Source organism: Chromobacterium sp. Panama (assembly GCF_003052555.1).
GTDB lineage: Bacteria > Pseudomonadota > Gammaproteobacteria > Burkholderiales > Chromobacteriaceae > Chromobacterium.
In genome coordinates, this window is the sequence record NZ_QARX01000001.1 from 1,988,716 (window position 1) to 2,008,026 (window position 19,311).

At 66.3% G+C, this 19,311-nt stretch carries 17 protein-coding genes; 10 read left to right on the plus strand and 7 right to left on the minus strand.

Annotated elements, in window-relative coordinates; translation table 11 throughout:
• Positions 1-64: 64 nt before the first annotated feature.
• Complete coding sequence (locus tag DB032_RS08965) at positions 65-544, plus strand: GNAT family N-acetyltransferase (RefSeq protein WP_107799173.1); 480 nt, start codon at positions 65-67, stop codon at positions 542-544.
• 141 nt (positions 545-685) lie between these two features.
• On the opposite strand, the gene sbcC is transcribed toward DB032_RS08965, so the two are convergent.
• From sbcC to DB032_RS08980, 3 genes are all read right to left on the minus strand, one after another.
• Positions 686-4,111, minus strand: a complete 3,426-nt coding sequence (sbcC, locus tag DB032_RS08970; RefSeq protein WP_107799174.1) for an exonuclease subunit SbcC — start codon at positions 4,109-4,111, stop codon at positions 686-688.
• A complete protein-coding gene (sbcD, locus tag DB032_RS08975; RefSeq protein WP_107799175.1) occupies positions 4,108-5,328 on the minus strand; it encodes an exonuclease subunit SbcD in 1,221 nt (406 codons plus the stop codon). Before sbcD ends, sbcC begins: the two co-directional genes overlap by 4 nt.
• Before the next feature lie 73 nt (positions 5,329-5,401).
• Entirely contained in the window at positions 5,402-5,875 is a 474-nt protein-coding gene (locus DB032_RS08980; RefSeq protein WP_107799176.1) for a hypothetical protein, read from the minus strand.
• A gap of 210 nt (positions 5,876-6,085) precedes the next feature.
• Here DB032_RS08980 and DB032_RS08985 point away from each other — a divergent pair, with 210 nt between their 5' ends.
• Complete coding sequence (locus DB032_RS08985) at positions 6,086-7,192, plus strand: acyl-CoA dehydrogenase family protein (protein ID WP_158274271.1); 1,107 nt, start codon at positions 6,086-6,088, stop codon at positions 7,190-7,192.
• A 225-nt stretch (positions 7,193-7,417) separates the two neighbouring features.
• Here DB032_RS08985 and DB032_RS08990 read toward each other — a convergent pair whose 3' ends face one another.
• Both DB032_RS08990 and DB032_RS08995 read right to left on the minus strand, forming a co-directional pair.
• Positions 7,418-7,612, minus strand: a complete 195-nt coding sequence (locus tag DB032_RS08990) for a hypothetical protein (RefSeq protein WP_107799178.1) — start codon at positions 7,610-7,612, stop codon at positions 7,418-7,420.
• Positions 7,613-7,743: 131 nt separating this feature from the next.
• Positions 7,744-8,784 (minus strand): histone deacetylase family protein, encoded by a 1,041-nt coding sequence (locus DB032_RS08995; protein WP_107799179.1) that lies wholly within the window; start codon positions 8,782-8,784, stop codon positions 7,744-7,746.
• 136 nt (positions 8,785-8,920) lie between these two features.
• Here DB032_RS08995 and DB032_RS09000 point away from each other — a divergent pair, with 136 nt between their 5' ends.
• From DB032_RS09000 to DB032_RS09035, 8 genes are all read left to right on the plus strand, one after another.
• On the plus strand, positions 8,921-9,394 hold the full coding sequence (locus DB032_RS09000) for an Lrp/AsnC family transcriptional regulator (protein WP_233246668.1): 474 nt from the start codon (positions 8,921-8,923) through the stop codon (positions 9,392-9,394).
• Between the two features lie 30 nt (positions 9,395-9,424).
• A complete protein-coding gene (locus DB032_RS09005) occupies positions 9,425-10,099 on the plus strand; it encodes a glutathione S-transferase family protein (RefSeq protein WP_107799181.1) in 675 nt (224 codons plus the stop codon).
• 664 nt (positions 10,100-10,763) lie between these two features.
• Positions 10,764-11,135, plus strand: coding sequence for a hypothetical protein (locus DB032_RS09010; protein ID WP_048414716.1), 372 nt, complete (start codon positions 10,764-10,766; stop codon positions 11,133-11,135).
• Positions 11,136-11,427: 292 nt separating this feature from the next.
• On the plus strand, positions 11,428-11,793 hold the full coding sequence (locus DB032_RS09015; RefSeq protein WP_107799182.1) for a hypothetical protein: 366 nt from the start codon (positions 11,428-11,430) through the stop codon (positions 11,791-11,793).
• Positions 11,794-12,024: 231 nt separating this feature from the next.
• Positions 12,025-12,384 (plus strand): hypothetical protein, encoded by a 360-nt coding sequence (locus tag DB032_RS09020; RefSeq protein WP_107799183.1) that lies wholly within the window; start codon positions 12,025-12,027, stop codon positions 12,382-12,384.
• Positions 12,385-12,626: 242 nt separating this feature from the next.
• Positions 12,627-15,383: a magnesium-translocating P-type ATPase gene (gene mgtA / locus DB032_RS09025; protein ID WP_107799184.1), complete on the plus strand. Its 2,757-nt coding sequence runs from the start codon at positions 12,627-12,629 to the stop codon at positions 15,381-15,383.
• A gap of 121 nt (positions 15,384-15,504) precedes the next feature.
• Positions 15,505-16,029 (plus strand): DUF2165 family protein, encoded by a 525-nt coding sequence (locus DB032_RS09030; RefSeq protein WP_107799185.1) that lies wholly within the window; start codon positions 15,505-15,507, stop codon positions 16,027-16,029.
• Between the two features lie 33 nt (positions 16,030-16,062).
• Positions 16,063-17,667, plus strand: coding sequence for an EAL domain-containing protein (locus DB032_RS09035; RefSeq protein ID WP_107799186.1), 1,605 nt, complete (start codon positions 16,063-16,065; stop codon positions 17,665-17,667).
• A 39-nt stretch (positions 17,668-17,706) separates the two neighbouring features.
• Here DB032_RS09035 and DB032_RS09040 read toward each other — a convergent pair whose 3' ends face one another.
• On the minus strand, positions 17,707-18,051 hold the full coding sequence (locus DB032_RS09040) for an MliC family protein (RefSeq protein WP_199225858.1): 345 nt from the start codon (positions 18,049-18,051) through the stop codon (positions 17,707-17,709).
• Between the two features lie 136 nt (positions 18,052-18,187).
• Positions 18,188-19,276 carry a 3-phosphoserine/phosphohydroxythreonine transaminase gene (gene serC / locus DB032_RS09045; protein WP_107801767.1) on the minus strand — a complete coding sequence of 363 codons (1,089 nt, stop codon included), beginning with the start codon at positions 19,274-19,276 and terminating at the stop codon, positions 18,188-18,190.
• Positions 19,277-19,311: the final 35 nt, after the last annotated feature.

Genomic DNA, 19,311 nt, shown 5'->3' on the forward strand with positions numbered 1-19,311 from the left:
GCATGCAGTTTGTCTTGGCCGTAGTATAGCGCTTAATCCATTCACCACTATTCAGGTTCCGTCCATGTCCATCCATATCCGCCCCGCCCAAGCCCAAGACGCCGCGCTGATCCTGCGCCTCATCAAGGAGCTGGCCGTCTACGAACGCGCCGGCGATCAAGTGGCCGCCACCGAGGACAGCATCGTCTCCAGCCTGTTTGGCGCGGACAGCCCGGCGCGGGCGCTGATTTGCGAGGTGGACGGCGAACCGGCCGGCTACGCCGTCTACTTCTTCAGCTATTCCACCTGGCAAGCCAAGCAGGGCCTGTATCTGGAAGACCTGTATATTTCGCCGCGGCAACGCGGCGGCGGCGCCGGCAAGCTGATGCTGCGCCGCCTGGCCCAGCTGGCGGTGGAACACGGCTGCGGCCGCTTCGAATGGAGCGTGCTGGACTGGAACCAGCCGGCCATAGACTTTTACCTGTCCATCGGCGCCAAGCCGCAGGCGGAATGGGTGCGCTACCGGATGGACGGCGCCGCACTCGCCGACTTCGCCGCCGGCTGAGGCGGGCCTGTTCATGGTCTCCAAGCCAGAGCGAGGCGAAAACCGCTGAGAAAGCCGAATGCACACGCGGCGCATCAGCATTTCGAAGCGGCGCTCACCCGGCCGCCTCTCAACGACGCGCAGCCGATCGTGAACAGCTTCTTAGCCGCTCACCGTCAGCGCGGAGCAACCGGCGGCGCCGGCCCGGCCCACCCGGATCTGCACCGGGATGCGCTCCTTCAAGGCCTCCACATGGCTGATCACGCCTATGGTCTTGCCGCCGGCGTTGAGCGCGTCCAGGGCGTCCAGCGCCAGTTCCAGCGTGTCGCCGTCCAGAGTGCCGAAGCCCTCGTCCAGGAACAGCGAATCGATCGAGGTTTTGTGACTGGCCAGGTCGGACAAGGCCAGCGCCAGCGCCAGGCTGACCAGGAAGCTTTCGCCGCCGGACAGGGTGCGGGTGTCGCGCGCGGCGTCGGCCTGCCAGCTGTCGACGATTTCCAGCTCCAGCTCGCCGTCGGCGCGGCGGCGCAGCCAATAGCGGCCGTGCAGCCGGCTCAGGTGGCGGTTGGCCAGCGCCACCAGATGCTCTAGCGTCAGACCCTGGGCGAAGCGGCGGTATTTGTCGCCGCCGGCGGAGCCGATCAGGCCGTTTAAGCGCTGCCAAACGTCGGCCTCCTCGCGCAGCCCGTCGATGCGGGCGAACAGCTCGCGCTGGCCGTCGCGGCGCGCGGCGTCGTTGTCGAGCAAGGCGCGCAAGGCGCCGTCCTCGCCGGCCAGGCTTTGCCGCTCGGCGTCCAGCGCTTCCATGCGCTGGCGCAATTCCGGTTCCGGCTGCGGCGAGGCGTTGTCCCGCTCCAGCGCCGCCAGCCGTTCCGCGGCCTGTTGCCGCAGCGCCGCAGCGCTCAGCCTTTCCCGCTCCAGTTGCCGGCCGAGCGCGCTCAAGCGCTCGCGCTCGGCCTCCGGCAAGGCCGCCGCCAGAAAGGCGGCGGCGTCCGCAAACGGGCTGGCGGCCAGGGCTTGGGCCCAAGCCTGTTCCGCGTCCTCGGCGCGCCGCCGCTGGCGCGCGGCGTCGCTGTCCGCCCGTTCCAGCGCGCCCTGGATCTGGGCCAGGGTCCGCGCGGATTCCTCGCAATCCGCGACCGCGGCCAGCCAGGCGGCCTCGGCGTCGCCGTCCTCCTGCGGCGGCGCCCCGTCCGGCAGCCGCAACGCCCGCCAGCGCGCGTCCCAATCCGCGACGCGTTCTCCGGCGAGCCGGTGCGCGGCGGCCTGGGCCTCCGCGTCGGTTTCCGCTTGCCGGCGAGCCTGTTCCAAATCTTTCCAGTCCCGCCAATCGGCGGCGCGCTGTTCCAGCCAGCCGGCCTCCTGCCCCGCTTCCGGGGCGTCGAAGCCCGCGGCGGCGATGTCGGCGTCGCGGCCGCCGGCCAGTTCCCGCAGCTCGGCCTCGCGCTGCGCGAGCTCGTCCCGCAGCGTTTGCAGGCTCTGTTCCAGGCTACGCAGGCCGTGTTCTTGCAAGGCCCGTTTCTGGCCCAGCGCCTGAACGGCCTCGCTTTGCCGCCGCGCGTCCGCGCGCGCCCGTTCCAGCGCCGCTTCCGCCTGTTCGGCGGCGCGCAGCGCGCTTTCCTGCCGCAGCTGCAGCCCTTCCGCGTCCCGGCAGGCCTGTTCCAGCCGCGGTCCGCGCCAGTCCCCGTCCGCCAGCCCCCAGGGCGCGCCCTCGCTCAGCCATTGCGCGGCCAGGGTTTCGCGGCGCGCTTGTTCCTGTTCCGTCGCCGCGTCCAGCTGGCGCAGCTGCGCTTCGTCTCGCGCCAGCTGCGCCGCCGCCTGCTGGCCTTGTTCTCGCAGCGTCTCCAGCGCGGCCTCCTTGGCGTTCAGGGCCGCTTCTGCGGCGCCGATGTCCAGCGCCTGATAGGCGGCCACCGCCGGGTGCTCGCAAGCGCCGCATAAGGGGCAGGGTTCGCCCGGCCGCAAGGCGGCGCGGTGCTGTTCCAGGCTGAGAATGCGCCGCTCCTGCTCCAGCAGCCGCCGCTTGTCCGCCGTTTGTTCCTGCGCCAGCCGGTAATCGGCGCGCAGCCGCTGCAAGTCGGCATCGCGGCGCGCTCGCTCGGCCTCCTGCGCTGCTCTTTCCTCGCGCCGGCCGGCCAGCCGCTCTTCCAGCGGCTTCAGCTCGGCGGCCAGCGTCGCCAGGCCGCGCAAGGCCGTGTTTTGGCGCAGCGCGCGCTGCCATTGCTCGCGCCATTCGGCCAGGCTGCGGCCGTCCAGCGCCGCCCGGCCGCCCTCTTCCGCCCGCCGCAGCGCGGCGGCGGTCTCCAGGCCGCGCCCTTCCGCCGCCTCGGTCTCCGCGTTCAAGGCCGCCAGGCCCTGGCGCTGGTTCAGCGTCCGGGCGTCCAGCTCCGCGACGCGCGCGGCGCAGCCGTCGCGCTGTTGCCGCAAGCGCTGCTGTTGATCGAAACCGGCGCGCCAACGTTCCAGCAACTCGCCCAGGCGCGCGCGATGGCTCAGCCGCCGGGCGGCGGCCTCTTGTTCCTCCGCCGCGGCCTTGAGCGCGTCCAGACGCGCTCCTTGGGTCCGCTCCAGCCGGCGGGCCTGGCTCAAGGCCCGCCAATGGCCGGCCTGCCAGTCCGCGTTCCGCGCCGCTTGCGCATGGCCAAGCGCCTGGCTTTCCGCGCTCAGACGCAGCAGCTCCGCCCGCGCCTGCTCCGTTTCCCGCCATTGCGGCAGGATGCGCCGCGCCGGCTCGTCGCGGCGCAAACACGCCAGTTCCGGCTCCGCCCGCGCCTCCTGCTCGCTGGCCCGCCGCCACGCCTCGTCGGCGTCCGCGCTCTGACGCCACGCCTGTTCAAGGGCTTCGCGCCACTGCCATTGCTTGCGCGCCAGCTCCCAGTCCGCCTGCGCCTGGCGCGAGGCCGCGCCCAGCGCGGCCAGCCTGGCCTCCATGTCCGCGCGCCGCTCCGGTTCCAGCAGCTCCACGCCGTCGGCGCGCGCCTGCCATTGCTCCAGGGTCTGGCGCGCGTCGCGGGCGCGCTCGAACACCTGTTGCGAGATCAGGCCGTAGATTTCGCTGCCGGTCAGTTCTTCCAGCAGTTCCGCGCGCGCGTTGGCGTCGGCGTTGAGGAAGGCGGCGAAACCGCCTTGCGCCAGCAGCATGGACTTGGTGAAGCGTTCGTAATCCAGGCCGGTGATGGCTTCGACGCGCTTGAGCTTGTCCGCCACCTGGCTGCTGAGGATCTCGCCGTCGGCGTCGGCCAGCTCCACCTTGGGCGCTTGCAGCGCGCCGTCCGGCTTGTCGCGGGCGCGGCGCTGGCTCCAGAAGGCGCGGTAACGCCGGCCTTTGACTTCGAACTCCACTTCCGCCAGGCAGTCCGCGGTGTGCCGGCTCATGATGTCGTTGCTGCCCTGGGTCACCGCGTCCAGCCTTGGCGTCTTGTGGTAGAGCGCCAGGCAGATGGCGTCCAGCAAGGTGGATTTGCCGGCGCCGGTGGGGCCGGTGATGGCGAACAAGCCGCTGCCGGCGAAGGGCTCGGCGCTGAAATCCAGCTTCCATTCGCCTTGCAGCGAGTTGAGGTTTTTCAGGCGCAGGCTCAGTATCTTCATGCCTGTTCCTCCCGCAAGGCGGCCAGGGTTTCGCGATAGCGCAGCCGCAGTTGCTCCTGCAGCGGCGGATCAAGGGTTTCCAGCGCCAGCCGGCGCTCGAACACGTCCAGCGGCGTCAGTTCGTCCAGGGTTTCGCCGGCGGTCGAGGCCAGCCCTGAGGCGGCCTGCCCGCGGTCGCGCCGCACGCGCAAGAGCTCCAGCGGCAGATCGGCGCACAGCGCCTGCGCGCGGGCGGACAGATCGCTCAGGTAGTCGTCGGCGCTGACCACGATCTCCAGCCAGACCGGCCGTTCCGCGCTGCCGGCCTCCGCCGCCTGCGCCAACAGCGCCGGCAACTGCGCCAGGCTGCCGCGCACCGAACGCAAGGGCTGGAAGCAAGGCACCGCCAGCGGCCGGACGGAGCCTAGGCCCTGCTCGTCCAGCTCCGCCAGCAACACTTCCTTGCCCTGGCCGGCTTCGTCGAAGCTCAGCGGGATGGGCGAGCCGCTGTAACGGATGTGCTCGTGGCCGCCCACTTTCTGCGGCCGGTGGATGTGGCCCAGGGCGATGTAGTCGGCCGGCGGGAAGGCGTTGCTGGGAAAGGCTTCCAGCGCGCCGACGTAGATTTCGCGCACGGATTCGCTGGCGCTGGCGCCCACCGTGGTCAGGTGGCCGCTGGCGACGATGGGCAGGGGCAGGCCCAATTGTTCGCGGCGGCGGAGCGCTTGCTCGTACACCTGCCGGTAGCGTTCGCGTATGGCGTCCTGCAAGGATTGCTGCTTTTGCTCGGCGCTCTGGCCGGCCTGGCTGCGCAGCACGTCGCGCGGGCGGATATAGGGCAAAGCGCACAGCAGCGCGCCCGGCTCGCCGTCGCGGCGCTTGAGCATCAGGACCTGATCGGCCGGGTCCTCGCTCAGGGCCGGCACCACGCTGGCTGACAGATAGGACAACAGCGCGCGGCTTTCCGCCAGTGTGGCCACGGAGTCGTGATTGCCGCCCAGCAGCACCAGTTGCACGCCGGCGCGATGAGCGGAGGCGATCAGGCCGTTGTAGAGTTCGCGCGCGTAGCTGGGCGGCGCGCCGGTGTCGAAAATGTCGCCGGCCACCAGCACGACGTCGGCCCGGTGGACGTCGGCCTGCTCCAGCAGCCAGTGGATGAAGGCCTGGTGCTCCGCCAGGCGGGTTTTGCCGATGAAATGCTGGCCCAAGTGCCAGTCCGAGGTGTGGAGGATGCGCATGCCGGCCGCTGAGTGGGTTCAATGCCCGGCAGTTTACCGGCTTGCCGCGTCCCGTCCAGTCCCAGGCCTCGGCTCAGTCGCCCCACTTGAGGCTGAGACCCAGCCCCTGGCAGTTTCTGTCGTCCGGCGCGCAATTGCTGTTGCGGGTATGCAGCTGCAAGGCGCTGTCCGCGCATTGCGGCGAATAGGGGTCCTGATCGCAAAGCTTGGCGCTGCCCATGGGCTGGGGCGGCGCGGAGGCGTAGGCGCGCTCGGCGCCCTTGGGCTGGCAATAGGCATAGCCGGGATGGCTTTGGCAGTCCACCGGCGTCTTGGGCTCTTGCTTGCTGCGCAGCGCCTGGTCCGCCAGCAGGCGGGTGCGCTCGGACGGCGGATAGCTGAAGCGTTTGCTGTCGTAGCCCAGGCTCCAGCCCGGCGGCGGCTTGGCCGCGGGGCTCGCCGTTTCGGGCGGCGTCGGCTTGAGGTCCAGGTCCAGCGCCAGACTGGGGCCTGCCAGGCCTAGCGCGGCCAGCAGCAGGCCAAGGGAGAGAATGGGGGATGCGCTCATCGGAACCTTTCCCCGTTCCGCGCTTATGAACTGCCCGCGCCAAAGCGCGGCGGGAACGGTGTCAATAATAAAAAAGATAGAGCCGCGATGGCGTGGACAAGTTCCGCCGCGCGCTCAATCGGCAGGGACAGATGTCATGCTGTACACATAGACAGCGCCGTCTATCCCGCCCAGAATGCCGCTGAAATCAACCACGCCCCTCCCCGCGCCATGCACCAAGCCGAATCCCTCGCCCTGCTCCGCCGCGTAGACCAACGCGTCCGCCTGCAACTGTCGCCGCTGGCCGCCGCCATCGATCAGCAAGGATATTATCCGGAGGAGATATTGCGCGGCCTGGGCGAAGACGGCGCCTACGCGGCCTTGTTGCCGACGGAAGCCGGCGACGGGCCGGGCCTGGTCGCGGCGATGGCGGCCATCGCCGAAGTCGGCGCGGTTTGCGGCAGCACCGCCTTTCTGGCCTGGTGCCAGAGCGCCAGCGTATGGCTGCTGCGCCACGCGGCGCCGCGGGCGGAGCTGAGATCGCTGATGACGGAACTGGCCGCGGGCCGGCGCCTGGGCGGCCCCGGCCTGTCCAACGCCATCAAGCACCTGGCCGGCCTTGAGCCGCTGCGGCTGCATGCAGAACCTTGCCCCAGCGGGTATCGGATATCCGGCGATCTGCCCTGGGTGTCCAATATCGGCGGCGGCCATGTGTTCGCCGCGGCGGCGGCCGCCTCGGACGGCGGCAAGCTGGTCTTCGTCGCCGATTGCGACGCGCCGGGGGTACGGCTCTGCGACGGGCCGCCCACCGCCGGCATGGCCGGCACCCGCACGTTGAGCGTGAGGCTGGACAAGGTGTTGGTGCCCGCCGAGCGGGTGGCGGCGGAACCGGCCGACTTCGCCGCCTTCATACGGCGCGTCCGCCCCGGCTTCGTGCTGGCGCAGGCGGCGGCGGGCCTGGGCATTGTGCAAGGCTGCCTGGACGACATCCAGGAAGCCAATCTGCGCGACGGCGAGCAGAATCGCTGGCTGGACCACTCGTATCAGGATCTGGCGGCCGAACTGGCCGATTTGTGGCGCGAGGCGAAAACGCTGGCGCCTCAGGCCGAGGCGGGCCAGGTTCAACCCTTGAGCGTGCTGCGCTTGCGCGCCGCGGTGGGCGAATTGTGTCTGCGCGCGGCGATGTCGGCTCAGCTGCACGCCGGCGCGGCCGGCTTTCTGCTGTCGCATTCGGCGCAGCGCCGGCTGCGCGAGGCCAGCTTCATCGCCATCGTGACGCCGACGCTGAAACAGCTGCGACGCGAAATCGATCTCGCGGAACAGGCGCAGCCGGCTTAGAAGCCGTTCAAAATCCGCCCCGCCTCGCGCTGCGCAACGCAGGATAAGGCTGTGCCGGCGGGCCTTGGAACGTGTTTACGATTTCGCTAGCTAAAGCTAGACAAGGCGTTGCGGCTGAGAAAGCGGAATGTACGAGGGGCGCGCGAGCATGCCGAACGCCGGCGCTCGCCGCGCCACGCCTCACGAAGCGCGGCGGACTTTGAATGGATTCCTTGGAACGGGCGCTTAGTGGCGTAGATAGGCGAACAGCCCCACCAGCGCGATACAGGCGATCAACGCCGCATGCAGCAAGACTTCCTCCTGTCGGGCGCTGAGCCGCCATTTGACATGGCGTTTGCCCGCCAGGGGCAGGTTGGGCGAAAAATGCTGATAAAACGCGCTGGGACTTCGATCTGCGGAGTCGGGATGGCCGCTTTTCATGAGAAATAACTCTGAAGTTGTCGGGTGTAAGCAATTTTACACCCGCCACTCTATGCTTTTTACATTTTTTTCACAAGTTCGGCTTGCCGGCCGGCGGCCCGGCGATTTATTCGCCGCCGGGCTGACCCAGGTCAAACGCCTACGCCGCCCGCCTGGAAGCCCGTCAACACATTCACCGCGTTGACGCCGATATCGTCCACCATATAACCGCCCTCCATCACGAACAGCGTCGGCAAGCCCAGCTCGGCGATGCATGCGCCCAGGCGCAGGAAGTCTTCGCTCTCCAGGCGGAACTGGCTGATCGGATCATCCTTGAAGGTGTCCACGCCCAGCGACACCACCAGCGCGTCCGGCGCATAAGCGGCTATTTGCCCGCAAGCGTGGCGCAAGGCTGCGCCGTAGGCCGGCCAGCCGGTGCCGTGCGGCAGCGGGTAATTGTGATTGAAGCCCAGGCCGGCGCCCCGCCCCCGCTCGTCGCGATGGCCGGAAAAATATGGGTAGGAGGATTTGGGATCGCCGTGCAAGGACAGAAACATTACATCGTCGCGCTCGTAAAAAATGCTCTGCCCGCCGTTGCCGTGATGGTAGTCCACGTCCAGCAAGGCCACCCTGGCCGCGCCGCCGTCCAGGCAGGACTGCGCCGCGATCGCCGCGTTGTTCAGATAGCAGTAGCCGCCCATATACTCGGCGGCCGCGTGGTGGCCGGGCGGCCGGCACAGCGCGAAGGCGCTCTTCTCTCCCGCCAGCAAGGCGTCCATGCCGGTCAAGGCCACGTCGGCGCTGGCGCGCGCCGCCCTCCAGGTGCCGGCGGTGATCGCCACCCCGGCGTCCATCGCGTAAAAACCCAGCTTGCCGTCGATGAATTCGGGTTCGATGTCGCCGCGCAGATCGCGCACCGGCCAGATCAGCGGCAAGGCGTCGTGGCTGCGGCCGGCGGCGGTCCATTCGTCCCAGGCCCGTTCCAGAAAACGAACATAGCGCCGGCTGTGCACGCGGGCGTAGCGTTCGCTGTCGTATTCGCTCGGCGCGGCCACCGGGCCCAGCCCCGTCGCCCTCACTCGCGCCAAGATGGTGTCGGCACGCCCCGGCTGCTCGAAACAGGGCATCAAGACCCCGTCTTTCAACTCGCAACCATGGTGCAGATGGTGCGCGTCGCTGTAAATCGTCAACATCCCCGTCCCTCCTCGTGTCTCGCTTGAATAAGGCAAGGCCCCAGTATGCGCCGCGGCCGCTGGAATAGTTTTGCTTTTGCCCCGCCTTCGGCGCTAATCTGGAGCAAGAAAGTAATATTGAAAGCGATTATTGAGCATGAATAGACTCAAAACTCCGCTGGATGATACGGATCTGACTCTGTTGCGCTTGCTGCAGCAGGACGGAGCGATGTCCAATCCCAAGTTGGCCGAACGGCTGTCCCTCAGCGTCACCCCCTGCTGGCGGCGGCTGAAGCGGCTGGAGGAAGCCGGCTACATCAAGGACTACCAGGCCAATCTGGACCGCCGCAAGCTGGGCTATGATGTGCTGGCCTTTGTCCGGCTCAGCTTCGGCCAGCACGCCGACGAGGCGCCCAATCGTTTTGAAGACCAGATGCGGGAGCGCCCGGAGGTGCTGTCCTGCCACAAGATCACCGGCGACGCCGACTATCTGCTGCAAGTGGTCGCGCCCAATCTGGACGCGTACAGCGACTTCATCGAAACCGTGCTGCGCCGCACCCCGGGCCTGCACTCCATCCACTCCAGCCTGGCGCTGCGCGAAGTCAAGGCCGGCAGCCGGCTCCCCATCTAGCGCGCTCCGGCGCAATGGAAGAACCCGCCCATGATCACCGTCCACCACTTGAACAATTCCCGCTCGCAACGCGTGCTCTGGCTGCTGGAGGAGCTGAACCTGCACTACCGCATTCAGCACTACCAGCGCGATCCGCTCACCCTGCTCGCCCCGCCGGAACTCAAGGCGGTGCACCCTCTGGGCAAGTCCCCGGTGATCAGCGACGGCGAGCTGACCCTGGCCGAATCCGGCGCCATCGTCGACTACCTGGTGGACACCTACGGCTCAGGCCGGCTCAAGCCCGCCGCCGGCACGCCGGAGCACAGCGATTACCTGTTCTGGCTGCACCACGCCGAAGGCTCGCTGATGCCGCCCTTGGTGATGAGCCTGGTGTTCTCGCGGCTGGACCGGCCGCCGGTCCCTTGGCTGCTGCGGCCGCTGGCGCGCAAACTGGCCGCCGGCGTCCGTCGCGCCTATCTGCAACCACAGCTGGACGCGCTGCTCAGCCATGCCGACCGCTGCCTGGCCCGCCACGGCTGGTTCGCCGGCCCCGTCTTCAGCGCCGCCGACATCCAGATGAGTTTTCCGCTGGAAGCCGCGCGCGCGCGCGGCTATCTGAATCGGGAACATCCGCATGCGCTGGACTTCCTGCGCCGCGTCCATGCGCGGCCGGCCTATCGGGCCGCGCTGGAAAAAGGCGGGCCTTACGCTTACGGCGACGATTGATTCCTGCTGAAACCGGCTCCAAGTCTGCCGCGCTTCGTGAAGCCTTGCAGGGTGAATGCGAGCTCAACATGCTCATGCGCCACGAGCAACTCCGCTCTTACGCTCGTTTTCGCCTTGTCTTGCTCTGGCTCGCGAGACTTTGAACCGTTTCTTATATTAATAAACGGCGAATATCCGCCGCATTGAAGACCTGGCTTCAGGCATTGCGACGCCGTTTTTCATTCCACCCCATGCCCATGGCTTATTTAGTGTTGCGCCGCACACAAAAATGTAAAAAAGTTTGATTCAGGATTGCCTATCCTCGTAAAGCCCCCTATAATCCGGGCATCTCAAATACTGCAAAGGTTCATCGTGGACAACGACGGAAGTAGTCGATCTTGTATCGCAACGCCGTCTTGCAGGATTTAGCAGAACCTTTTCTCTGCCACATCCTGCAATGACAGGGTGTGGTGTCTAAAATTCGGCAACAACGCACATCAGCGACCCGCCTAGCGCGCGGCCCAGTGCGAGCCGGACCCCAGGCCGAACGGCCAAGCTTTTCAGACATCCCCAGATTCGCGCCGCGCAGGCGGCTTGCCGCCTGATTGCGCACGGATTCCCTTTGACGGCGTTTGCCTTCGGATTTCGTCGCGTCCTCCTTGCATCGCCAATGGGAGGAATCATCATGCGCTTGATCACTAAACTGGCAGCCCTGCTGCGCCCAGGCAAAACCACCGCCCCGGCCGCCGTTTACCAGTTGAACATTTTTTGCGTCCATGCGGACCTGACCATGCTGCGCGTGCAAGCGGCCAAGCAATTGCACGCCCGCGGCCTGGAGGTGGAACGCATCGCCCTGACCGCCGGCGACAACGACCTGGCCTGTCTGAGCGTGCTCTTCGCCTGTCCGGACGTGGCCAGCCGTTGCCTGAACCAGCTAGCCGCGCATTTTTGCCAGCTGCCCCAGGTCAACCGGGTTCACTGGGCGCGCCACGCGCAGCGCCCGCGCGTGCCCAACCGCGCCTTTTTGCTGGCCCAACGGGCCCATTTGGCGCACTGAACCCACCCCGACTTCCCGCGCGCGGCCATGTCCGCGCGATCCTATAAACGCAAACGCTGCCAGCCAGCAGGAGGTTCCGATGTTGATAGAAGACCCTGAACCGCGACCGCGCCGGCCCTTGGCGAATTGCTGATCTGAGCCCCTCCCTTATTGCGACAACGGGACCGGCCAATTAGCCGCCGCCGACCATCGCAATCGACCATTAAATTATTTTTATTTCTGCGTCTATAAAACACAGAAAGGGAATAATGCTGTCCGTCGCATTTTCAAAATGAAAATGAGGGAGTGAAATATGCGCCACAATAAACTGGCTTGGTTATTCAATTATCTCGCGCGCAATCCAAGCAAACGCCAAGACGAAACCAGCTGCCACCTGAATGTGATTTGCGACATCCCGGTCATTACCGCGCTGCGCAAACAACTATTCTGGGAAATGCACACCCTGGGCCTGGCGGCGACCCACGTCGCCATCACCCCGGCCGCCGCCTCCGGACAAGCCTGCCTGAGCGTGCGCCTGGATTGCCCGGTCGCCCTGCGTCGCGCCTTCAATGAAATGGCGCTGCGCCTGAGCAAGATGCCGGAGATTCACCGCGTCCGCTGGGGACGCCGCAAGCCGGAGACGCGGGCCACGCCCCGTCGCTGGGCGGCCAGCGCCTGAGCGTCCATTGAGTTCAACCCCACCGCCAAGAAAGGCCAGCCATGTCTGAAGAACCGGAACCCCGATCTTGCAGACCCGAGGCCGCCCGCACCGCCTGATCTCCTCCGCCTGACGGCGGCGGGATAGGCCCGCGCGCCTCGCCACCGTCAAAAACAACCCTGTCATCGCATGCCGCCAGGCAGGGGCCGGCACGTCCTCACGCGACGGAAGCCGGATCGCAAGGAGATCGCCATGAACGACATCATCCGCCACAACATCCGGCCGCAGCGCTATCAACTGTCGGTCATCTGCCCCACGCAAGCGGTCAAGGCCGCGCGCCGGGAAATCCGCGCCGCCGCCCAAGGCCACGGGCTGAAAGTGTCCAGCTGGAACGAAACCCTGCTGGCCGGCGAATGCCACGCCTCCGGCGCGCCGGCCAACTGGATGCTGGCCACCGAGTTCCGTTCCCGCGGCGACGCCTCCATGCATTTCCTGGAAGCCGTCATGCAGCGGCTCGGCAACCTGCCGCTGGCCCGGGTCCGGCTGGACATCCTGCCCGGCCAGGTCCGGCCCGAGTGGTCCGCCGGAGTCCGTCCGCTGGCCCAATCCTGATTCACCCTCCCGCGCCGCCCAGCCGCGGCGGCGCGGGCTTCAAGCCCACATGAAGGAAACACCATGACCGACGACAGTTACCCGCTACCGCCCGCCCTGCACACACCGACAACAACGCAGGCGGGCGCAAAACAACAACCCGGAACATCCGCAACACCCGCCGTGCTGCGTCCGCCAGACACCAGGCCGGCCTGAACAGGCCCGACCGCTCTGCGCGAAACAGGCGCGCAGGAGACGAAACAATGACGAAACACACTAGCAGCCGACACAAGCTGAAAGGCTATGTCGCCACCCCAGGCGCAAAACAGGAAAAACCGGTTATCCGCGCGGTACAGGAAGCCGAAAGCTCCGTGGAAGAAACCTTGCAACGCGTGCGCGGCCACCAGGACGGTCTGACCATGGCGGAGGCGCATCAGCGCTACGCCCAGTTCGGACCCAACGAGGTGGCCCACGACAAGGCTCCGCACCCGCTGATCCAGCTGGCGCAAGCGTTCAAGAACCCCTTTGTCGTGGTGCTGATGGTGCTGGCCGCCATCAGCTATTTCACCGATGTCTACTTCGCCAGCCCCGGCGACGAGGAATGGACCGGCATCATCATTCTGCTGACCATGGTCGGCATCAGCGGCCTGCTGCGTTTCTGGCAGGAATTCCGCTCCGCCAAGGCGGCGGAAAAGCTGAAATCGCTGGTGCGCAACACCGCCACCGCGCAGCGGCGCCCGGCCAACGGCAGCAGCCCGATCCGCCAGGAAATCGCAATGAGCGAGCTGGTGGTGGGCGACATCGTCCACCTGCAGGCCGGCGACATGATTCCGGCCGACATCAAGCTGATCGAATCCCGCGATCTGTTCATCAGCCAGGCGGTGTTGACCGGCGAAGCGCTGCCGGTGGAGAAGTACGACACCCTGGGCGCGGTGGCCGAGAAATCCGCCAACGGCCAGGCCAAGGGCGACGCCGATCTGCTGGACCTGCCCAATGTCTGCTTCATGGGCACCAATGTGGTCAGCGGCAAGGCGTCCGCCATCGTGGTGGCCACCGGCACCGACACCTATTTCGGTTCGCTGGCGCGCAGCGTGGTCAGCCACAAGCGCGTGGAAACCAGCTTTGACCGCGGCGTCAACAGCGTATCCTGGCTGCTGATCCGCTTCATGCTGGTGATGGTGCCGGTGGTGTTCATGATCAACGGCCTGACCAAGGGCGACTGGATGTCCGCCCTCACCTTCGCACTGGCGGTGGCCGTGGGCCTGACCCCGGAAATGCTGCCGATGATCGTGTCCGCCAACCTGGCCAAGGGCGCGGTGGCGATGGCGCGGCGCAAGGTGGTGGTCAAGCGGCTGAACTCGGTGCAGAACTTCGGCGCGATGGACGTGCTGTGCACCGACAAGACCGGCACCCTGACCCAGGACAAGATCATCCTGGAACACCATTACAATATCCATGGGCTCAAAGACGAAGGCGTGCTGCAACTGGCTTGGCTGAACAGCTTCCACCAGAGCGGCATGAAGAACCTGATGGATATTGCCGTGGTGGAGCACGCGGACGAACTGGGCAGCCGGGTCAAGCCGGACGGCTACAACAAGGTGGATGAAATGCCGTTCGATTTCGTGCGCCGCCGCCTGTCCGTGATCGTGGAAAACCAGCGCGGCCGCCAGTTGATGATCTCCAAAGGCGCGGTGGAGGAAATGCTGGCCGTCTCCAGCCATGTTCAGGACGGTTCGCAGATCAAGCCGCTGACCGCCGAGGAGCGCGCCGCCCTGCTCAAGCGCAGCCAGGACTACAACGCCGAAGGCTACCGCGTGCTGCTGGTCGCCACCCGCGACATCCCCGCCGAAGAAGCCAAGCGCAACTACAAGACCAATGACGAGGCCCAGCTGGTGGTACGCGGCTTCCTGACCTTCCTGGATCCGCCCAAGGACTCCGCGGCGCCGGCCATCCGCGCGCTGAAGGAATACGGCGTGGCGGTCAAGGTGCTGACCGGCGACAATCCCATCATCACCGCCAAAGTGTGCCGCGACGTCGGCCTCAGCCCCGGCGTGCCCTTGATCGGCAAGGACATCGAGGCGATGGACGACGTGGCGCTGTGCAGCGCGGTCAAGCACACCACCATCTTCGCCAAGCTGACTCCGCTGCAGAAGTCCCGCGTGGTCAAGGCCCTGCAGGCCAACGGCCACACCGTGGGTTTCCTGGGCGACGGCATCAACGACGCGCCGGCGCTGCGCGACGCCGACGTCGGCATCTCGGTGGACAGCGGCGCGGACATCGCCAAGGAAACCGCCGACATCATCCTGCTGGAAAAGAGTCTGATGGTGCTGGAAGAAGGCGTGATCAAGGGCCGGGAAACCTTCGGCAACATCCTCAAGTACCTGAACATGACCGCCAGCTCCAATTTCGGCAATGTGTTCTCGGTGCTGGTGGCCTCGGCCTGGCTGCCTTGGGAGCCGATGCTGGCGATGCACCTCTTGATCCAGAACCTGGTCTACGACGTATCGCAGATGGTATTGCCCTGGGACAAGATGGATCCGGAGTTCCTGAAGAAGCCGCGCAAGTGGGAAGCCAACAACATCAAGCGCTTCATGCTGTGGCTGGGCCCCACCTCCTCGGTGTTCGACATCACCACCTACACGCTGATGTGGACGGTGTTCGGCGCCGGCGCGGCCTACTACGCCGGCCTGGCTCATGGCGTCAGCGACGGCGGCGCCAGCATCATGCACTCCGGCTGGTTCATCGAAGGCCTGGTGTCGCAGACCCTGGTGGTGCACATGCTGCGCACGCGCAAGATCCCCTTCCTGCAAAGCACCGCCTCGCTGCCGGTCCTGCTGTCCACCTCGGTGGCCATCGCCATCGGCTGCTACCTGCCGTTCTCGCCGCTGGCGGACAGCATCGGCTTCGTCAAGCTGGACCCCAGCTACTTCTGGTGGCTGCTGGCGACCATGCTGGGCTATATGACGCTGACCCAGATCGTCAAAACCCTTTACATCAAACGCTACGGCCGCTGGTTCTAAGCCAGTGCTCCAAAACCGTCCCAACCCCGCTTGCGCGGGGTTTTTTTACGCCGGCGCCGGCCATTCCCAGCATCTTGCCGCGCTGGCACAATCGCCCCATCCCTCACGATAAGGAAATCCCATGCATCTGCCCTCTTTGCGCCGCGCCCAGCAAGGCCTGAAAAGCCTGCTCGCGCTCTCCATCGCCCTGTTCGGCCTGCTGGCGGCCAGCGGCAATATGCTGGACTACGACAGCAATTGGCAGTTCGTCCGCCATGTGCTGGCCATGGACGGCATGGAACCCTGGTTTAACGGCCACGCGCTGAAAAGCCGGGCCATCACCGATCCCGGCTTGCAGCAGGCCGCCTATCTGGCCATCATCGCCGGCGAGCTGCTGTTCGGCCTGATCTGCGCCTGGGGCGGCGGCGCCATGCTGCGCGGCGCGCTATGCGGACGCGAGGACGCCTATCTGCGCGGCAAGACGCTGTTCACGCTGGGCTGCGTTCCGGCGCTGCTGGTCTGGTACACCGGTTTCGCGGTGATAGGCGGAGAATACTTCGCGATGTGGGCCAGCCAGTGGAACGGCCAGATGAAGGCCTACGCCTTCATCGGCTTCATCCTGCTGAGCCTGGTCTACCTGTCGCAGCCGGAAGCGGCGGAGCGCTAGCCGGCCCGGCAACGGCGGCGGCCCTCGTATATCATGAACCATGCCGACTTCCGCATCCGCGCCATGATGTCCCGCCGCCTCACCCTGCCCGCCCGCATCAGCCGCTGGCTGTTGATCGGCGTCGCCGCGCTCCTGCCGCTGGCCGTGATCACCCCCATCGTTTACTGGCAGGAAAGCAACCGGCTGCGGCAGCAGGCCACCCTGCAGACGAGCCAGGCGGAAAACATGCTGGATCTGATGCTGGACTACGCGGAACAGGCCACCGTCACCGTCGCTCCGCTGACCGGCCAGCCGTGTTCGCGGATTGAACAGGCGCTGCGCAAACAAGTCACCATCGTGCCCTTCATCCGCAGCGTCACCCTGGAACGCGGCGGCATTCTTTATTGCTCCTCGCTGTTCGGCGTCTACCACCGGCAGATTTCGCCGCCGGACACGCCGCGGTCGGCCACCGAACTGCGCCTGATGTCCGGCAACGAGCTGACGCCGGATCGGCCCTTGATCATCTACCGCAAGCAAGCGGGTCCGACGGCCATCTACATCGCCATCGACGGCCTGCATCTGCAGTTCAGCCTGGACATGGCCAGCGACTACAGTCCGGTCTATATGCGCGTAGGTCCGCACTGGATAGGGCCGGACCACGCGGTACACCTCAACCCCAGCCCGTCCTTCGATCTGCTCACCATAGAACGCGCCTCCCCCCGCCACCCCTATGCCGTGATCAGCGGCTTCAACCACCGCGACCTGTACCGCCAGATGGCCAACAGCTACGAGCTGGTGTTTCTCAGCATGGCGGCCCTGGGCCTGGTGCTGGCCGCCGCGCTGCGCTGGCAGCTGAACCGGCCGGCCTCGCCCACCGTGGAATTGCAGCGCGCGCTGGACAACGGCGAGTTCGAGCCCTTTTTGCAACCGGTGGTGCGCCCGGACGGGCTGGGCTGGCAAGGCGCGGAGGCGCTGATGCGCTGGCGCCATCCGCGCGACGGCCTGATCCGGCCGGACCTGTTCATTCCGCGCGCCGAGGATTGCGGCATGATCGTGCCGATGACGCGGCAGATGATGCGCCAACTGGCGCGGACCCTGGGACGGAGCCGGCTGCCACCTCAATTTCACCTGGGCATCAACATCACCGCCGCTCATCTGCGCGACGACGTCTTGCTGGGGGACTGCCGGCAATTTCTCGCCCACTTCCCGCCCGGGGGGCTGAATCTGGTGCTGGAGCTGACGGAAAGAGAGATGGTGGAGCCCACGCCGGAGGCCTGCGCGCGGCTGGCGCGGCTGCGCGAGCTGGGGGTGAAGATCGCGATAGACGATTTCGGCACCGGCCATTCCAGCCTGGTCTATCTGCAACAGCTGCCGCTGGACGGCATCAAGATAGACAAGAGCTTTACCGCCAGCATAGGCGCGGACGCGCCGTCCAGCCACATTGTCGACAGCGTGGCGGAACTGGCGCACAAATTGAAACTGGAAATCGTGGCGGAAGGGGTGGAAACCGAGGCCCAGCGCGCCTACCTGACCCGCCTGGACGTGGGCTGGCTGCAAGGCTATCTGTTTGCGCGGCCGATGCCGCTGCGCGAGTTTCTGCTGCGCCCGGAACTGGACGCCGCGCGGGCGGCGGCGTCCGACGCCGACGCGGCGCCTTAGAACCTGTTTACGATCTGCCGCGCGTCTGAGGCCCGGCTCTTAGCGCCGGCTTTCCTTGCAGTCGTCCAGCAAGGCCTTGTCGGCGATTTCGTCGCGCAACGAGCCTTCCGGCCCCTTGGTCCACCAGCTGTATTGCTCGGCCGCGTATTTGGCGCCGGAACCGGACAGCACATTGCTCAGCAGCATGGTCTTGCCCTTGATCGGCAATACGGCGAAGCTCTGGCCGTTCTTGACGTTGTAATACTTGACCGTCAGCTTGGCGCCGTCGGCGCAGACGTAGTTGACGATCTGGCGCTGTCCGGCCGGGATCTCCGGCAAGGTCAGCGGTTTGGCCAGCGCGGCCGCGCTGCTCAGGGCCAGTACGGCGAATACGGCGGATTTCATCATTTCACTCCTGTTCTTGGCTGCCGGCCGCCGGCCATTCGGCGGCGACCGGGGATAGACCGCGGCGCGGCGGCTTCGTTCGCCTCCGCCATGAAAAAGCCCGCCTAACGGCGGGCTGGAAGGCGTGCGCGACGGCTCAGCCGTGCATGCGGGCGAAGTCTTGCATGAAGTTGGCCAGCGATTTGACGCCCTCGATCGGCATCGCGTTGTAGATGGAGGCGCGGATGCCGCCCACCGCGCGGTGTCCTTTCAGCTGGATCAGGCCGTTCTTGCGCGCTTCCAGCAAAAAGGTCTCCTCCAGCGCTTCTTCCTTCAAGCGGAACACCACGTTCATCCGCGAGCGGAACGGCGCGTCGATATGAGTGTGGTAGAAGCCGCCGCTGGACTCGATCACATGATTGAGCAAGCCGGCCTTTTCCTCGTTGCGGGTGGCGATGGATTTGACGCCGCCCTGCTCCTTCAGCCATTTGAACACCAGGCCGGAGATGTAGATCGGGAAGGTGGGCGGCGTGTTGTACATGGAATCGGCGTCGGCGTGCACCTGGTAGTTGAGCATGGTGGGCAAATCGGCCCGCGCCTTGCCCAGCAGATCTTCGCGCACGATCAGCACCACCAGGCCGGACGGGCCGATGTTTTTCTGCGCGCCGGCGTAGATCAGGCCGAACTGGCTGACGTCCACTTCCCGCGACAGGAAGTCCGAGGACATGTCGCAGACCAGCGGCACGTCCGGCAGGCTTTGCGGCACGAAGGGGAATTGCAGGCCGCCTATGGTCTCGTTGGAGGTGTAATGCAGATAGGCCGCCTTGGGATCGCGCTGCCAGCCGGCTTCGTCCGGCACGTAGGCGAAATTGCGGTCTTCGCTGCTGGCCGCCACGTTCACCTTGGCGTAGCGGCGCGTTTCCTTGATCGCCAGCTTGGACCAGTGGCCGGTGTTGACGATGTCCACGCTGTCGCGCTCGCCCAGCAGGTTCAGCGGCACCTGGGAAAACTGCAGCGAGGCGCCGCCTTGCAGGAACAGCACTTTGTAGTTGGCGGGAATGCCCATCAGCTCGCGCAGATCGTGCTCGGCATCATGGATGATCTCCATGAACTCCTTGCCGCGATGGCTCATTTCCATCACGCACATGCCGGAGCCGTGCCAGTCCAGCATTTCGCTTTGCGCTTCGGCCAGCACCTGGTGCGGCAGCACGGCGGGGCCGGCGGAGAAGTTGTACACTTTGGCCATGTTCATCCTCTATTTGCGTTGACGGCCCTTGGCGC

Excerpts from the sequence above, each read along its gene's own strand:
- DB032_RS09010 (WP_048414716.1), top strand. The coding sequence starts at position 10,764 with ATGCGCTTGATCACTAAACTGGCAGCCCTGCTGCGCCCAGGCAAAACC.
- sbcC (WP_107799174.1), bottom strand. The coding sequence starts at position 4,111 with ATGAAGATACTGAGCCTGCGCCTGAAAAACCTCAACTCGCTGCAAGGC.
- DB032_RS08980 (WP_107799176.1), bottom strand. The coding sequence starts at position 5,875 with ATGAGCGCATCCCCCATTCTCTCCCTTGGCCTGCTGCTGGCCGCGCTA.
- mgtA (WP_107799184.1), top strand. The coding sequence starts at position 12,627 with ATGACGAAACACACTAGCAGCCGACACAAGCTGAAAGGCTATGTCGCC.
- sbcD (WP_107799175.1), bottom strand. The coding sequence starts at position 5,328 with ATGCGCATCCTCCACACCTCGGACTGGCACTTGGGCCAGCATTTCATC.
- DB032_RS09040 (WP_199225858.1), bottom strand. The coding sequence starts at position 18,051 with ATGAAATCCGCCGTATTCGCCGTACTGGCCCTGAGCAGCGCGGCCGCG.
- DB032_RS08985 (WP_158274271.1), top strand. The coding sequence starts at position 6,086 with ATGCACCAAGCCGAATCCCTCGCCCTGCTCCGCCGCGTAGACCAACGC.
- DB032_RS09000 (WP_233246668.1), top strand. The coding sequence starts at position 8,921 with ATGAATAGACTCAAAACTCCGCTGGATGATACGGATCTGACTCTGTTG.
- DB032_RS09020 (WP_107799183.1), top strand. The coding sequence starts at position 12,025 with ATGAACGACATCATCCGCCACAACATCCGGCCGCAGCGCTATCAACTG.
- DB032_RS09005 (WP_107799181.1), top strand. The coding sequence starts at position 9,425 with ATGATCACCGTCCACCACTTGAACAATTCCCGCTCGCAACGCGTGCTC.
- DB032_RS09015 (WP_107799182.1), top strand. The coding sequence starts at position 11,428 with ATGCGCCACAATAAACTGGCTTGGTTATTCAATTATCTCGCGCGCAAT.
- DB032_RS08995 (WP_107799179.1), bottom strand. The coding sequence starts at position 8,784 with ATGTTGACGATTTACAGCGACGCGCACCATCTGCACCATGGTTGCGAG.
- DB032_RS08965 (WP_107799173.1), top strand. The coding sequence starts at position 65 with ATGTCCATCCATATCCGCCCCGCCCAAGCCCAAGACGCCGCGCTGATC.
- serC (WP_107801767.1), bottom strand. The coding sequence starts at position 19,276 with ATGGCCAAAGTGTACAACTTCTCCGCCGGCCCCGCCGTGCTGCCGCAC.
- DB032_RS09030 (WP_107799185.1), top strand. The coding sequence starts at position 15,505 with ATGCATCTGCCCTCTTTGCGCCGCGCCCAGCAAGGCCTGAAAAGCCTG.
- DB032_RS08990 (WP_107799178.1), bottom strand. The coding sequence starts at position 7,612 with ATGAAAAGCGGCCATCCCGACTCCGCAGATCGAAGTCCCAGCGCGTTT.
- DB032_RS09035 (WP_107799186.1), top strand. The coding sequence starts at position 16,063 with ATGAACCATGCCGACTTCCGCATCCGCGCCATGATGTCCCGCCGCCTC.